Below are 14,659 nucleotides of genomic sequence, written 5' to 3'. Positions count from 1 at the left end.
AAGATTACTAAAAAATTACACCGTGCGAGGAATGGAACATTGGTTAGTAAAGGAAGGACGATGGGAAGGGGGATTTTCCCTTACAAGATTATGTGGAAAGGGTATCTTGCGGGGCTGACCTGGACTATCCTTGTCATCGTCAGGCACGCGGGTGTCGTTGTGCGCATTTTTGGGTGAAAGGAGTATTAAAATGGCGACAGGTAAGTCCTGCTCTCGCTGGTTTGCGCCTGTTTTGGCGCTCTTAATGGTAGTTGGCCTGAGTGGGTGTTTTGATAAAGAAGGCGATCAGCGTAAAGCGTTTATCGATTTTCTGCAGAATACTGCAATGCGTAGTGGGGAGCGTTTACCGACGCTTACCGCCGATCAGAAAAAACAGTTTGGCCCGTTTGTGTCCGATTACGCGATTCTTTACGGCTATTCGCAGCAGGTAAATCAGGCGATGGACTCCGGTCTGCGTCCGGTTGTTGATAGCGTCAATGCAATTCGTGTTCCTCAGGATTATGTGACTCAGCGTGAACCGCTACGTCAGGCAAATGGTGCGCTGGGTGTGTTAGGACAGCAGTTGCAGAACGCGAAACTCCAGGCCGATGCTGCACACGGTGCGTTGAAGCAGAGCGACGACCTGAAGCCTGTTTTTGATCAGGTCTACAACAAAGTGGTAACCGCGCCTGCTGAGGCGTTACAGCCGCTGATACCTGCCGCGCAAATCTTCACGCAGCAGTTGGTACAGGTAGGTGATTTTGTGGCGCAACAGGATACGCAGGTGAGCTTTGTTGCGAACGGTATCCAGTTCCCAACATCACAACAGGCAAGTCAGTACAATACGCTGATTGGCCCGCTGGCTTCTCAGCACCAGGCCTTTACTCAAGCCTGGACTGCTGCGGTGAGTGCAGCCCAGTAATGGCAGTGTGCCGGATGGCGGCTTCGCCTTGTCCGGCCTATAGCTATATACAAAATGCCGGGTATGCGTTAACGCAACCCGGTATTTTTTACCCCAAAATCTGCGGGTTCACGCAGTTTTTCTCGACCTTTCCTTGTAGCGCATCGATTAAGTTATCTACCGCACAGGCCGCCATGTTATAGCGTGTTTCATGGGTTGCTGAGCCAATATGCGGTACTGCCACTACGTTTGGCAGTGACAGCAGCGGTGAGTCTACCGACAGCGGTTCCTGCTCAAACACATCCAGACCTGCCGCATGAATCTCCCCGTTTTTTAGAGCAGCAATCAGCGCGGTTTCATCCACGACCGGACCACGACCCGCATTGATGAAAATGGCGGAGGACTTCATTTTGGCAAACTGCTCTGTACTAAACAGGTGATGCGTTTCTTCTGTTAACGGCAGAATCAGGCAGACAAAGTCAGACTCCTGCAGCAGTGTGTCCAGATCGCAGTAACGCGCGTTGAAGCGCTCTTCTGCTTCCTTATGGTGGCGTCGCGCGTTGTAGAGAATCGGCATGCCAAAACCGAAATGAGCACGTTGCGCCAGAGCCAGCCCAATGCGGCCCATGCCGACAATCCCCAGCGTTTTGTGGTGCACATCGGTGCCAAACCAATCTGGGCCAATACTTTTGGTCCATTCACCGACTTTCACTCGTTCAGCTACTTCAACCACGCGGCGGGCTGTGCTTAGCACCAGCGCCATCACCGTATCAGCGACGGTTTCTGTCAGCACTGTTGGCGTGTGCATCAACAGCACCTTATGTGCGTTGAGAGCATCGACGTCAAAATTGTCATAGCCGACGGAGATTGTTGATGTCGCACGCAGTTTGGGCATTTTCTCCAGCAGGGCGGTATTGACGGTTTCACTTGAGCCTAACAGTCCCTCCGCGCTGGCAAAGGCCTGTGCGTGCTGTGTTACTGTTTCCGGGCGCAAGTTGGGCACCTGAGTCACAGTAAAATGCTCTTCCAGGCGTTGCAGCAAATCGTCAGGTAACGCTTTGTAGAGAATAATGGACGGCTTCATACGAATCTCCGTAAGTTAGTGTTTAAGCGTGGTGCGCGCCAGTTGGAAGTTGCTGATTATTAGCAGAACTTGGTCTGACAATCAGAGTTAGCCATACTGAGGCAAAAAGCGCTACCCCCATAAAAATGTATGAGGCGGAAGGGCTGCCGGTGGTGCCATTGAGGTAGCCGACAAACCAGGAACCAAAGAATGAGCCTAATGCGCCCATGCTGTTAATCAGTGCCATTGCTCCCCCGGCAACGTTACGAGGCAGCATTTCTGGAATGATGGCGAAGAAGGGACCGTAAGGAGCGTACATTGCCGCACCTGCAATCACCAACAAGGTGTATGAAACCCAGAAGTGGTCAGCACCAACGGCCCAGGAGCCGATAAAGGCGAAAGCGGCGATCAGTAACAGCGGCCAGACAAACAGTTTACGGTTTTGCAGTTTATCTGAAGCCCATGAGACCAGAATCATCGCTGCCGTTGCTGCCAGATAAGGTACTGATGAAAGCCAACCGACCTCCACCATACCTAAATTTGCGCCACCACTACGGATGATGGACGGGAGCCACAGGACGAAGCCGTAGACGCCAATACTCCAGGTAAAATACTGCAGGCACAACAAGATCACGTTACGTGAGCGGAAAGCTTCACTGTAATTACGTACGGCTTTAATACCCTGCTGCTCTTTTTCCAGTTGGGCCTGCAGCGCCGCTTTCTCGGATTCCGACAACCAGCCCACCTGTGAAGGTTTGTCTTTTACCAGCACCCACCAGCAAAACGCCCAGATGATGGCCGGGAAGCCCTCAATGATGAACATTTCACGCCAGCCCAGCGCTTGAATCAGATAACCGGAAACAACGGACATCCACAGGACGGTTACCGGATTGCCGAGGATCAGGAAGGTATTGGCGCGTGAACGTTCGGACTTCGTAAACCAGTTACTGATATAAATCAGCATCGCGGGCATGACCGCGGCTTCAACAACGCCAAGAATGAAGCGAATGGCAGCGAGCATGGGGATGTTACTGACCATACCGGTCAGTGACGCGCAGGCTCCCCACAGGATCAGGCAGATAAAAATCAGTTTTCGTACGCTACGGCGCTCGGCGTAAATCGCTCCAGGGATCTGGAAGAAGAAATAACCGAGGAAAAACAGGGCACCCAGCAGGGAGGAAATCCCTTTGGTAATGCCGAGATCTTCGTTGATTCCGGCGGCGGATGCGAAGCTGAAGTTCGCGCGATCAAGGTACGCCAGACTGTACGTGATAAACACGATCGGCATGATGTACCACCAGCGTTTTGCTGCATTTGTTGAGCTATTCATAGATTGCCCTCTGGTTATGCTGTTATGCCGCCTCTGCATGTAGGGTACAGAGAGGGTCGGGGGTTTATTCCCCTAATTGTTCACGTGTGGGTAAGCCTTCGCTGTCGCCCTGAACCTGAATGGCCAGTGCACCAATTTTGTTGCCTCGGGTTACTGCCTGATGCAGAGAGCGTCCTTCCAGTAGTGCACTGATTACACCCACGGCAAAACCATCGCCCGCGCCAACGGTGTCGACAACGTTGTCGACTCTCACTGGCGCGACACTACCGTGCTCGCCATTGGCGGCTTTATACCAGGCGCCATCGGCCCCGGTTTTGATGATCACTGCCTTGACGCCGTGGCGCAGATAAAAGTCTGCGATGCCTTCAGGGGTCTGTTGCCCGGTTAAAATCATGCCCTCTTTTAACCCCGGTAGAACCCAGTCAGCCTGAAAGGCTAATCGATTGAGTTTCTCCACCATTTCTGTTTCGCTTTTCCACAGCACCGGGCGTAGGTTCGGGTCAAATGAGATTGTCTTACCCATCGCTTTCATGGTGCGGGCAGTATGAGACAGCAGCGCATATGAACTTGCTGACAGTGCTGCCGCAACGCCGCTCAGGTGCAGATGACGCGCGCTGGAGAAGTATCCATCGTGATAATCCTCAACACTGAGGTGGCTGGCGGCGGAGCCTTTGCGGAAATACTCCACAATGGGATCGGTTCCATTTTCGGTTTTAGATTTTAACTGAAAGCCGGTTGCGTAGCGCCCGTCCTGGGTAACTCCCTGCGCATCAATCCCTTCTTTCGCCAGCGACTTAAGAATAAAACGACCAAAACTGTCGTTACCCACGCGACTCACCCAGCCGACCTTCAAGCCCAGGCGGGCAAGGCCGGTTGCCACATTGAGTTCAGCGCCCGCTACGCGCTTGATAAACTGCTCTACGTCCGCCAAATCACCCGTTTGCGTGGCGACAAACATCGCCATCGCTTCACCAATGGTGACGACATCCAGTGAATTTTTCATGCGTTACTCCTTGCGTAACAGATCGACGTAGTGACGGGTTACCGCCGCCAAATCTTGCCCTTCCAGGGGAAACTCAATGCCGCGCGGCACATCTGCGGGCAGTTTGTTTAGCAGCGTCATCCAGCGTGAGTCTGCTTCATCAGGCGGCACAGCACGATAGCTGTCGTGATGTGGTGTGGCGGCTTTCACATGGATATATCCCACGGCAGATGCCAGCTGCTGCGCTGCTTCTTCCGGGGTGTCGCCTACCCACAACCAGTTGCCCATATCGAAGGTCAGAGTTACCGGCAGGTTCAGGGTCTGGCAGGCTTCGTTAAAACGCTGCATTGGTTGCAGGCGGCCACAAGGTGTTTGATCATTTTCGACGACCAGCTCCATACCACTGGTATCCAGCCAGTTACGCAATGTGTCGAACTGATCTGTATGGGAAAAATGTCCGAGGGATACTTTTAACCACAGCGCCTGCAGGACCTGTGCTTCCTGAAGCAGTGATGGGATCCGGGGATTGAGACTACCATCTTCAAGGAACAGCGGCTCTGGTGCGGAGTAGCAGGCCAGCAGACCAAAAATTTCAATAGCTGACGCCATGGTTGACAGCGTGTTGAGCTCGGTGTTGGTCAACATTTCGCGGCGAATTTCGACGCCGTCCGCGCCAGCTTCTGCAATGACGGGCAATATCGCGGTTTGCCCACCGGCTGCGCGTACCTGGTCATAGCCGTAGGCGGCGGTGACCACCATAATTTTTCTGTTCATGGAAACTCCAAAACTATCGCTCTTGCTATAACGCTAAATGGAACCGGTTCCAAAGAAAAGGGCATGATGCCGAATTTATGATCACCATCACGAAGGAAATTTAGCGGGCGGTGGAGCCGCGAACGATCAGTTCACCGGAGAAAACCTGCTCCTGAATGGCATCGGATCCACCATTAATCCGGCGCACAACCTGCTCTACGGCGGTATAACCAATCTGCCACGTCGGCTGTTTCAAAGTAGTAATGCCCACGCCTGCCAGCTCGGCCCATTCCAGCTCATCAAAACCGAGCAGGCCGATGTCGCTGCCCCAATTGAGGCCAATCCGCTTCAGTGCGCGGGCAACCTGTAGCGTGAGGGCGCCGTTGGCTGAGATAACAGCTTTGCGCATTCCCCGATGTTGTTGGTGAAACTGGCGCAGCGTGTCATCCAGTTGCATATTTTCCGCCAACGGGACTTCGGCATTTTCTGCGATGACGCCAGGGTATTGTGCCAGCGTCGCGCGAAAGGCACTCAGGCGCTCGCGGCGAGTATTAACCATGCCTAAAGGTTCGCTGAGAAACAGAATAGCTTCAAAACCTTGTTCGACCAGGTGCTCAGTGGCGACCGTTGCTGCCTGAGTGTTATCGAGCCCGACCATGTCGCAGGCGAAATCAGGGATTTTACGGTCAATTAGCACCATCGGTAGTGCGGACTGTTGCAGGCGGTTTAACCCCTCTTCACGCATGCCTACAGCATTCACCACAATTCCTTCAACCTGGTAGCTTCGCAGCAGGTCGAGATAATGCAGTTCCTGATCCACTTCGTTGTTGGTGTTACAGACCAGAGGGGTAAAACCTTTTTCGCGACAGGCCGCTTCAATACCGCTCAGGACATTAACGGAGTAGGGATTGGTAATATCGGCGATAATCAGTCCGATCAGACGGGTACGGCCATGTTTCAGGCCTCGCGCCATCAGGCTGGGGCGATAGTCGAGATCGGCAATGGCTTGTTCAATACGGGCCAACAGCGCGTCGGATAGCAGATGTTTCTCACCGTTAAGGTAACGTGAAATGCTGGTCTTACCCGTTTTAGCGGCTTTTGCCACATCGCTGATGGTTGGGCGTGCTGATTTTGCCATTAAGGTTCCCTCGCCAGAAAGTGAGAACACCTTAACGCGAAAATTGACGATGGCAAGTGCTTCCTGCCGGACGTAGGCCGGGCAAGGCGGAGCCTCCACCCGGCGCATACGTTTACTGGATTGGGCTTAAGGTGATCTCTACACGACGGTTCTGTGCTTTGCCTTCGGCGGTGCTGTTGCTGGCGATCGGGTTCGCCGGGCCCATACCACGGGTGCGAATACGGTTTGCTTCCACACCCTGAGTGATCAGGGCACTGGCTACAGAGTCAGCACGCTGTTGTGACAGGCGCATATTCAGATCCTGGCTGCCGGTGCTGTCAGTAAAGCCTAATACGTTTACTGCGGTTTTATTGTACTCTTTCAGCACCATTGCCACGCCGGTAAGGGTGTTTGCCCCTGCTGGTTTCAGGTTAGCGCTACTGCTGTCGAAGGTGACGTTATTTGGCATATTCAGAATGATGTTATCGCCACTGCGCGTCACGCTTACGCCAGTTCCCTGCATTTTTTCGCGTAGTTTCGCTTCCTGCACATCCATGTAATAACCAATGCCACCACCAACAGCAGCACCTGCTGCTGCACCAATCAGCGCGCCTTTGCCGCGATCTTTCTTCGACGAGGAGAGCGCGCCAATGCCAGCGCCAACAAGCGAACCAATGCCCGCACCCATGCCGGATTTACCCGCTTCGCGCTCACCGGTATATGGGTTTGTTGTGCAGCCAGAAACTGCCAGGGCGCCGCTCACGATGGCAGCAATCACAAATACACGTTTCTTCATCTCAATTCCTTAATGACTTTTTTCTTCTTTACCACAGCGACCGTGGCGGATGATTATGACGTGTGAACATGAAGAAAATTCCAGGGAAGACTCTGAAATTTGTAAGTAACATTGAACGGCATAATAAATATCCCCGTCACATCGCATTCAGGAGTGCCATCTTGGCTAATTCACCCGCACGTTACTCGGTATTAACCGCCGCACACTGGGGACCCATTCTCGTGGAGACAGATGGCGATACCGTGTTCTCCTCCCGTGGCGCACTGCCCACATCCCACCCCAACTCTTTGCAAACCGTTGTATGCGATCAGGTACACAGCAAAACGCGGGTGCGTTTTCCTATGGTACGTAAAGGGTTTCTCGCCTCGCCAGAGGCTCCGCTGGGCGTGCGTGGGCAGGATGAGTTTGTCCGCGTAAGCTGGGATGACGCGCTGAATCTTATTCATACGCAGCATAAACGCATCCGTGAGAGCTACGGACCTGCTTCGATTTTTGCCGGCTCGTATGGCTGGCGTTCAAATGGTGTGTTACACAAAGCATCAACTTTGTTGCAGCGTTACATGGCGCTGGCAGGGGGGTATACCGGGCATCTGGGGGATTACTCTACCGGGGCTGCACAGGCCATCATGCCGTATGTGGTGGGTGGAAACGAAGTTTACCAGCAGCAGACCAGCTGGCCGGTGGTGCTGGAACACAGCGATGTGGTGGTGTTATGGAGCGCTAATCCGCTCAACACTCTGAAGATTGCCTGGAATGCCTCTGACGAACAAGGGCTGACGTACTTTGAGGCATTGCGAAACAGCGGCAAGCGGTTGATCTGCATTGATCCAATGCGATCGGAAAGCGTCGATTTCTTCGGTGACAAGATGGAATGGATAGCCCCACATATGGGGACCGACGTTGCGCTGATGCTGGGGATTGCGCATACGCTGGTGGAGAACGGCTGGCATGACGAGGCCTTCCTGGCTCGCTGTACTACCGGTTATGAACGGTTTGCTGATTATCTACTGGGAAAAACCGATGATATGGCCAAAACAGCAGAGTGGGCAGCGGATATTTGTGGAATTCAGGCGGTGAAAATACGCGAACTTGCCGAAATATTTCACCAAAATACCACTATGTTGATGGCTGGATGGGGTATGCAACGCCAGCAGTATGGTGAGCAAAAGCACTGGATGATTGTCACACTTGCCGCCATGCTCGGCCAAATTGGCACTCCTGGCGGAGGGTTTGGCCTCTCGTACCATTTTGCTAATGGCGGTAATCCGACACGTCGCGCTGCTGTCCTGGCCTCGATGCAGGGGAACGTAAAAGGCGGCACTGATGCGGTGGATAAAATTCCGGTGGCGCGTATTGTCGAAGCGCTGGAGAACCCCGGAGGTTTCTATCAGCACAACGGTATGGACAGACATTTTCCCGACATCCGTTTTCTCTGGTGGGCGGGCGGAGCAAACTTCACCCATCACCAGGACACGAATCGCCTGATCCGTGCCTGGCAAAAGCCAGAGCTGGTGGTTATCTCGGAGTGTTTCTGGACTGCGGCAGCCAGGCACGCCGATATTGTATTACCCGCAACGACCTCTTTTGAGCGCAACGATTTAACCATGACCGGGGATTACAGCAATCAGCATCTGGTGCCGATGAAACAGGTTGTTGCGCCGCGTGATGAAGCACGCAATGATTTTGATGTTTTTGCCGAACTGAGCGAGCGCTGGGAGCAAGGCGGTTACGAACGGTTTACGGAAGGCAAAAGCGAGCTGGAGTGGCTGGAGACTTTTTACAACATTGCCGGGCAACGCGGTGCCAGCCAGCAGGTGACGTTGCCACCATTCACCGAATTCTGGCAGGGAAATACACTCATCGAAATGCCGGAAGAATCAGCCAATGCGCAGTTTATCCGTTTTGCCGATTTTCGCCGAGACCCGCATAAGTATCCATTGAAAACGGAGAGCGGAAAGATCGAAATTTACTCGCAGAAGATTGCGGGTTACGGCTATGCAGATTGTTTGGGACACCCTATGTGGCTGGAGCCGGATGAATGGTTCGGGAATGCTGAACCCGACCAGTTGCAGGTGCTTTCAGCCCATCCGGCACACCGTTTGCACAGCCAGCTGAATTACAGTGCGCTACGTGAGAAGTATGCGGTAGCAGATCGGGAGCCAGTGACAATTCACCCACAGGATGCGCAAGCGCGTGGCATCGTGGATGGCGATACGGTCAGAGTGTGGAATCATCGCGGCCATATTCTGGCCGGTGCGGTGGTGACGGAAGGCATTAAAGCTGGAGTCATTTGTATTCACGAAGGTGCCTGGCCTGATTTAGATCTGTCTGCCGGGGGGATCTGTAAAAATGGTGCGGTGAATGTACTGACCAAAGATCTCCCCAGCTCAAAGCTGGGGAACGGCTGCGCGGGTAATACCGCGGTGGCGTGGCTCGAAAAGTACAGCGGGCCTGCGCTTGCGCTTACGGCGTTTGATCCGCCTGCCAGCTCATAATCCATGTTGGATGGTGAGTCTCTTCCTGCCATGCGCTGTCTTCTATTCGAAAACCCAGCGCATGGTAGAAATTCACCGCAGATTGATTCTTCTGGTAGACCTCCAGGCTGAGTAATGAAAAGCGCTGTTGCACATACTGCACCAGCGCTTTACCGATCCCACTTCTGATGGCGGCAGGCTCAACAAACAGTGCGCCCAAAAAGCGTTCTTCAATCACGCTGGCGAAGCCTTTTAGCACACCGTTTTCCTCCCATACCCAGGTTTGTGCGGCTGGCAAATAGACATCGCGTACAACGGACTCACTTTCGCGCCAGTAGCGTTCATCGATAAAGGGGTGGGCATAAATAGTGCTTTCCATCCATAGCGCCAGAATCGGTGCAAGATCGTCAGCCTTTGATTCGCGAATCATGTAGATCCTCCCGGGTAACAAATACAACCGGTGACATGGTCGTTAACCAGGCCGCAGGCCTGCATAAAGGAATAACAAATAGTGGTGCCAACAAACTTGAACCCGCGTTTTTTTAATGCCTTAGAGAGTGCGTCAGACTCAGGGGTGGAGGTGGGAATTTCGCTCAGACTGGCGGCGCGCGTCACCTGCGGTTGATTATTGACGAATGACCAGACGAACTCGTTAAAGGGTTCACCGTTTTTCTCCATCGCCAGGTATGCACGCGCGTTGCCAATAATGGCCTGAATTTTTCCGCGATGGCGAATAATGCCGGCATCCAGTACCAGCCTTTCTACGTCATCTTCGGTCATTGCTGCAACGGTTGCTGGCTCGAAGTGGTGAAAAGCGTGGCGATAGTTTTCCCGCTTCTTCAATACGGTGATCCACGACAATCCAGCCTGCTGTCCCTCCAGACAGATCATCTCGAACAGCTTTTTGCTATCGTTTTCGGGGACGCCCCATTCCTTGTCGTGATAGGCAATGTAAAGTGGATCCTGACTGACCCAGCCGCAACGCTGCATATTCTTCCTCGCTGTTTTTACTGGCGTAAAAAATTCATTCGGCCCGCCTTGACGCGCCAGCTAAAAAGACAATATTTAATACAGGGCCTGATGTGCCCGATATCCTTCACACAATGACAATAATATCGCCGAATTCGGCTCTTTTCTGGAGTCGCGTTGATGATTATAAGAAACAGTAGTGGTCGCCAGAGGTTAAGCTTTCTGGTGAGCGTCGTAGTATGTGCATTGTCCACCAATACCGCATATGGCTGGCAACAAGAATATATCGTTGATGCTATGTCAGGTCATACGGCTGAACGTTATACATGGGACAGCGATCACCAACCGCGTTATAACGACGTACTGGAAGAGCGCATTCGCTCCACTCAGAACGTAGCAGGACCGGTGATGAATATGGCGGACCAAAAGACTCTGGATGCAACCAGCGGTATGAGCATGGGCTGGAATTTTCCCCTGGCCAGGCAGGTAACTACTGGTCCGGTTGCTGCCCTGCATTATGACGGTTCAACAACCTCTACCTATAACGAGTTTGGGGACAGCGCGACCTCTGTGACACAAATCGATCCGCTGTGGCATGCCAGCGTGAGTACAGTTGGCTGGCGGGTAGATTCGCAGTTTGGCGATGTTAGACCGTGGGCGCAAATCAGCTATAACCAGCAGTTTGGCGAGAATATCTGGAAGGCGCAGTCTGGCCTCAGCCGTATGACGGCAGCGAGCCAGGACGGTAACTGGCTGGATGTCACCGTGGGGGCAGATATGCTGCTCAACCCGCACATGGCTGCTTATGCAGCGCTCTCTCAGGCGGAAAAAAGTACAAATAATAGTGACTATATGTACACCATGGGGGTGAGTGCCAAATTTTAACGAGATGATGCGTAACTAAAACAACTTTTTTACATATTTAGATCAATAATCGCACGCCTTCCAGCGATAGTGTGTACTAACTCATGCGAGAAAACTCAGTCCCCCGACTTTTTGTCTAGTCATTCATTCCGCAATCCAGGCATTTCATTCCGTCCTGATGGCATCTCATGCCTTTTTCTCCCTGCATAAACTGCACTTCGTTATGGTTGTCAGCAGAGAATTTCCCTTTTGTTTATGCAGGAAGACTGCCATGAAAACTTCTGATTATCAGCGTACCCGCTGGCTGACACTTATCGGCACTATCATTACCCAATTTGCCTTAGGTTCTGTTTATACCTGGAGCCTGTTTAATGGCGCGCTCTCCTCGAAGCTGGATGCGCCTGTCAGCCAGGTCGCATTTTCCTTTGGCTTGCTGAGCCTGGGCCTGGCGATTTCTTCTTCTGTCGCCGGTAAACTTCAGGAACGTTTTGGCGTGAAACGCGTCACCATGGCATCCGGTATCCTGCTGGGCGTGGGCTTTTTCTTAACGGCACACTCAGACAGCCTGATTATGTTGTGGCTGAGCGCAGGGGTATTGGTCGGCCTGGCGGACGGCGCTGGATATCTGTTAACGCTTTCTAACTGCGTAAAATGGTTCCCTGAGCGTAAAGGGCTGATTTCCGCCTTTGCTATCGGCTCTTATGGTCTGGGCAGCCTCGGGTTTAAATTTATCGACACCCATTTGCTGGCCACCGTTGGACTGGAAAAAACGTTCATCATCTGGGGTGCAATTGCGTTGGTGATGATTGTCTTTGGTTCCACGCTGATGAAAGATGCACCAAATCAGGAAGTGAAGTCAGTAAATGGCGTTGTTGAGAACGACTACACCCTGGCACAGTCCATGCGTAAACCACAGTACTGGATGTTGGCAGTGATGTTCCTGACAGCGTGTATGAGTGGTCTGTATGTGATTGGTGTGGCGAAAGATATCGCACAAAGCCTGGCGCATATGGATGTGGCGACGGCGGCCAATGCGGTAACGGTGATTTCTATCGCTAACCTGTCAGGTCGTCTGGTGCTGGGTATTCTGTCTGACAAAATTTCCCGTATTCGTGTTATCACCATTGGTCAGGTTGTTTCTCTGGTCGGTATGGCGGCACTGCTTTTCGCTCCGCTTAATAGCACGACCTTTTTTGCAGCGATTGCCTGTGTGGCGTTTAACTTTGGTGGCACCATTACCGTGTTCCCGTCACTGGTAAGTGAGTTCTTCGGCCTGAATAATCTGGCGAAAAACTATGGTGTTATCTACCTTGGCTTTGGGATCGGCAGCATTTGCGGTTCAATCATCGCCTCGCTGTTTGGCGGCTTCTATGTGACCTTCTGTGTTATCTTCGCGCTGCTTATCATCTCACTGGCACTGTCTACCACCATTCGTCAGCCACAGCGAAGCGTATTTACCGAGGCGCACGCCTAATCTTATTTAGTCGTCTGATTAATACACGGCGCATATATTTACAAAAATATGTGCGCTGTTTGCATTCTCCATAAGCACTTTTGCTCCCTCCTGTGGTCTACTTACCCGCGCTTGTAGACATTTCATCTCTGCTGTTGTCGCATCTTTCACCTGTCTGGTCTGATTGACTGTTGCACAGGGTGTTTTTATCCCGATTTCCAGGGTTTTTTTGCATGAGATATATTAAGTCGATGACGCAGCAAAAGCTTAGCTTCTTGCTTGCGCTCTATATCGGTCTGTTTATGAACTGCGCAGTTTTTTATCGCCGATTCGGCAGCTTTGCGCAGGAATTTACCGCCTGGAAAGGAATCTCTGCGGTCGTTGAATTAGCTGGCGCGGTGCTGGCGACCTTCTTTTTACTTCGTGTTCTCTCTTTATTTGGTCGACGCGTCTGGCGTGTAATGGCCACCTTTGTAGTGCTTTGCTCCGCAGGTGCAAGCTATTACATGACCTTCCTGAATGTGGTGATTGGTTACGGCATTATTGCCTCGGTAATAACCACAGATATTGATTTATCGAAGGAAGTTGTGGGCTGGCATTTCATCGCCTGGCTGGTTTCTGTCAGCGTTTTTCCTTTGCTCCTGATCTGGAGTAATCGCTGTCGTTACACCCTGTTAAAACAGGTTCGTACGCCAGGACAAAGGTGGCGTAGCGTGGCCGTGGTCGTGCTGGCTGGCCTGATGGTGTGGGCGCCGATTCGTCTGCTTGGTATGCAGCAGAAAACGGTTGAACGCGAAACGGGAATTGATTTACCCAGCTACGGCGGCGTAGTGGCGAACTCCTATCTGCCTTCAAACTGGCTTTCCGCGCTTGGATTGTATGCCTGGGCACAGGTTGATGAGTCTTCAGATAACAAATCGTTGATGAATCCGGCGAAGAAGTTTACCTACGTTGCACCAAAGAATATCGATGATACCTATGTCGTCTTTATTATCGGTGAAACGACGCGCTGGGATCACATGGGTATTTTTGGTTACGAGCGAAATACCACCCCAAGACTGGCTCAGGAAAAAAACCTCGCGGCATTCCGTGGCTATTCGTGTGATACCGCAACCAAGCTTTCACTGCGCTGTATGTTCGTACGTGAGGGTGGGGCAGACGATAACCCGCAGCGTACTCTGAAAGAACAAAACATCTTTTCCGTTCTCAGTCAGTTAGGGTTTAGTACCGATCTTTACGCGATGCAAAGTGAGATGTGGTTCTACAGCAATACGATGGCGGAAAACATCGCCTATCGTGAGCAGATTGGCGCTGAACCACGGAACCGTGGCAAAACGGTTGACGATATGCTGCTGATTGATGAGATGCAGCAATCCTTAAAGCAGGATGATAATGGCAAGCATCTGATTATTCTGCATACCAAAGGATCGCACTTTAACTACACGCAGCGCTACACCCGCGATTATGCCCAATGGAAGCCAGAGTGTGTCGATGTTGATAGCGGCTGCTCGAAGGCGCAGATGATCAACTCGTTTGATAACTCGGTGACCTATGTTGATCACTTTATTACCAAAGTGTATGACCAGTTGCGAGATAAGAAAGCGATAGTGTTCTACGCCGCGGACCACGGTGAGTCGATTAACGAGCGTGAGCATTTGCACGGTACGCCGCGTAAAATGGCTCCGCCAGAGCAGTTCCGCGTTCCCATGCTGGTGTGGATGTCTGACAAGTATCTGGAAGATCCCGAGCATGCGAAGGCGTTTGCCCACCTGAAGCAAGAGGCCGATATGAAGGTGCCGCGTCGCCATGTGGAACTGTATGACACCATTTTAGGTTGCCTTGGTTATACCTCGCCAAATGGTGGTATTAACGAGAACAATAACTGGTGTCGTATCCCGGACGAACAGAAGGCTACGGCTCAGTAACGGGGCTGCTGACTTTCTCGCCGATCGAATGCCATTTTGTGACGTAGGGATTG

The 14,659-nt window shown here is 52.2% G+C and carries 13 protein-coding genes; 5 read left to right on the top strand and 8 right to left on the bottom strand.

Translation table 11 applies throughout. The features are described from left to right. Nucleotides 1-190: 190 nt before the first annotated feature. Complete coding sequence (locus tag SK36_RS20790; protein ID WP_045448690.1) at nucleotides 191-901, top strand: DUF3053 domain-containing protein; 711 nt, start codon at nucleotides 191-193, stop codon at nucleotides 899-901. 88 nt (nucleotides 902-989) lie between these two features. Here SK36_RS20790 and ghrB read toward each other — a convergent pair whose 3' ends face one another. The 6 genes from ghrB to SK36_RS20760 form a co-directional block, all read right to left on the bottom strand. Further along, entirely contained in the window at nucleotides 990-1,964 is a 975-nt protein-coding gene (ghrB, locus tag SK36_RS20785) for a glyoxylate/hydroxypyruvate reductase GhrB (protein WP_048223048.1), read from the bottom strand. A gap of 22 nt (nucleotides 1,965-1,986) precedes the next feature. Beyond that, nucleotides 1,987-3,273 carry an MFS transporter gene (locus SK36_RS20780; RefSeq protein WP_048223045.1) on the bottom strand — a complete coding sequence of 429 codons (1,287 nt, stop codon included), beginning with the start codon at nucleotides 3,271-3,273 and terminating at the stop codon, nucleotides 1,987-1,989. Nucleotides 3,274-3,337: 64 nt separating this feature from the next. Next, nucleotides 3,338-4,276, bottom strand: coding sequence for a sugar kinase (locus SK36_RS20775; protein ID WP_048223042.1), 939 nt, complete (start codon nucleotides 4,274-4,276; stop codon nucleotides 3,338-3,340). Nucleotides 4,277-4,279: 3 nt separating this feature from the next. After that, nucleotides 4,280-5,029, bottom strand: a complete 750-nt coding sequence (locus SK36_RS20770) for a sugar phosphate isomerase/epimerase family protein (protein WP_048223039.1) — start codon at nucleotides 5,027-5,029, stop codon at nucleotides 4,280-4,282. 100 nt (nucleotides 5,030-5,129) lie between these two features. Then, on the bottom strand, nucleotides 5,130-6,146 hold the full coding sequence (locus SK36_RS20765) for a LacI family DNA-binding transcriptional regulator (RefSeq protein WP_048223036.1): 1,017 nt from the start codon (nucleotides 6,144-6,146) through the stop codon (nucleotides 5,130-5,132). A 112-nt stretch (nucleotides 6,147-6,258) separates the two neighbouring features. Next, nucleotides 6,259-6,921, bottom strand: a complete 663-nt coding sequence (locus SK36_RS20760) for an OmpA family lipoprotein (protein WP_045448680.1) — start codon at nucleotides 6,919-6,921, stop codon at nucleotides 6,259-6,261. A 161-nt stretch (nucleotides 6,922-7,082) separates the two neighbouring features. On the opposite strand from SK36_RS20760, the gene SK36_RS20755 reads away from it, so the two are divergent. Then, nucleotides 7,083-9,416 (top strand): molybdopterin guanine dinucleotide-containing S/N-oxide reductase, encoded by a 2,334-nt coding sequence (locus SK36_RS20755; RefSeq protein WP_048223033.1) that lies wholly within the window; start codon nucleotides 7,083-7,085, stop codon nucleotides 9,414-9,416. Here SK36_RS20755 and SK36_RS20750 read toward each other — a convergent pair. Together SK36_RS20750 and tag are read right to left on the bottom strand one after the other, a co-directional pair. Continuing rightward, nucleotides 9,385-9,825 carry an N-acetyltransferase gene (locus SK36_RS20750; protein WP_045448678.1) on the bottom strand — a complete coding sequence of 147 codons (441 nt, stop codon included), beginning with the start codon at nucleotides 9,823-9,825 and terminating at the stop codon, nucleotides 9,385-9,387. The two genes, SK36_RS20755 and SK36_RS20750, sit on opposite strands and share 32 nt — an antisense overlap. After that, nucleotides 9,822-10,385: a DNA-3-methyladenine glycosylase I gene (gene tag, locus SK36_RS20745; protein WP_048223029.1), complete on the bottom strand. Its 564-nt coding sequence runs from the start codon at nucleotides 10,383-10,385 to the stop codon at nucleotides 9,822-9,824. Before tag ends, SK36_RS20750 begins: the two co-directional genes overlap by 4 nt. Nucleotides 10,386-10,544: 159 nt before the next feature. Between tag and SK36_RS20740 the strand changes: the two genes are divergently transcribed. The 3 genes from SK36_RS20740 (at nucleotide 10,545) to eptB (ending at nucleotide 14,606) form a co-directional block, all read left to right on the top strand. Next, nucleotides 10,545-11,249, top strand: a complete 705-nt coding sequence (locus tag SK36_RS20740; protein WP_045448676.1) for an autotransporter outer membrane beta-barrel domain-containing protein — start codon at nucleotides 10,545-10,547, stop codon at nucleotides 11,247-11,249. A 250-nt stretch (nucleotides 11,250-11,499) separates the two neighbouring features. Further along, the gene (locus tag SK36_RS20735) at nucleotides 11,500-12,702 is read left to right on the top strand and encodes an L-lactate MFS transporter (protein WP_045448674.1); all 1,203 of its coding nucleotides are present in this window, start codon (nucleotides 11,500-11,502) and stop codon (nucleotides 12,700-12,702) included. Between the two features lie 212 nt (nucleotides 12,703-12,914). Further along, the gene (gene eptB, locus SK36_RS20730; RefSeq protein WP_048223026.1) at nucleotides 12,915-14,606 is read left to right on the top strand and encodes a kdo(2)-lipid A phosphoethanolamine 7''-transferase; all 1,692 of its coding nucleotides are present in this window, start codon (nucleotides 12,915-12,917) and stop codon (nucleotides 14,604-14,606) included. The last annotated feature ends 53 nt before the right edge of the window (nucleotides 14,607-14,659 follow it).

The organism is Citrobacter sp. MGH106 (assembly GCF_001037495.1).
GTDB lineage: Bacteria > Pseudomonadota > Gammaproteobacteria > Enterobacterales > Enterobacteriaceae > Citrobacter > Citrobacter murliniae.
Note: the sequence above shows the minus strand (reverse complement) of the source record. Positions and strands in the feature narration are given on the sequence as shown.

Excerpts from the sequence above, each read along its gene's own strand:
- SK36_RS20790 (WP_045448690.1), top strand. The coding sequence starts at position 191 with ATGGCGACAGGTAAGTCCTGCTCTCGCTGGTTTGCGCCTGTTTTGGCG.
- ghrB (WP_048223048.1), bottom strand. The coding sequence starts at position 1,964 with ATGAAGCCGTCCATTATTCTCTACAAAGCGTTACCTGACGATTTGCTG.
- SK36_RS20780 (WP_048223045.1), bottom strand. The coding sequence starts at position 3,273 with ATGAATAGCTCAACAAATGCAGCAAAACGCTGGTGGTACATCATGCCG.
- SK36_RS20775 (WP_048223042.1), bottom strand. The coding sequence starts at position 4,276 with ATGAAAAATTCACTGGATGTCGTCACCATTGGTGAAGCGATGGCGATG.
- SK36_RS20770 (WP_048223039.1), bottom strand. The coding sequence starts at position 5,029 with ATGAACAGAAAAATTATGGTGGTCACCGCCGCCTACGGCTATGACCAG.
- SK36_RS20765 (WP_048223036.1), bottom strand. The coding sequence starts at position 6,146 with ATGGCAAAATCAGCACGCCCAACCATCAGCGATGTGGCAAAAGCCGCT.
- SK36_RS20760 (WP_045448680.1), bottom strand. The coding sequence starts at position 6,921 with ATGAAGAAACGTGTATTTGTGATTGCTGCCATCGTGAGCGGCGCCCTG.
- SK36_RS20750 (WP_045448678.1), bottom strand. The coding sequence starts at position 9,825 with ATGATTCGCGAATCAAAGGCTGACGATCTTGCACCGATTCTGGCGCTA.
- tag (WP_048223029.1), bottom strand. The coding sequence starts at position 10,385 with ATGCAGCGTTGCGGCTGGGTCAGTCAGGATCCACTTTACATTGCCTAT.
- SK36_RS20740 (WP_045448676.1), top strand. The coding sequence starts at position 10,545 with ATGATTATAAGAAACAGTAGTGGTCGCCAGAGGTTAAGCTTTCTGGTG.
- SK36_RS20735 (WP_045448674.1), top strand. The coding sequence starts at position 11,500 with ATGAAAACTTCTGATTATCAGCGTACCCGCTGGCTGACACTTATCGGC.
- eptB (WP_048223026.1), top strand. The coding sequence starts at position 12,915 with ATGAGATATATTAAGTCGATGACGCAGCAAAAGCTTAGCTTCTTGCTT.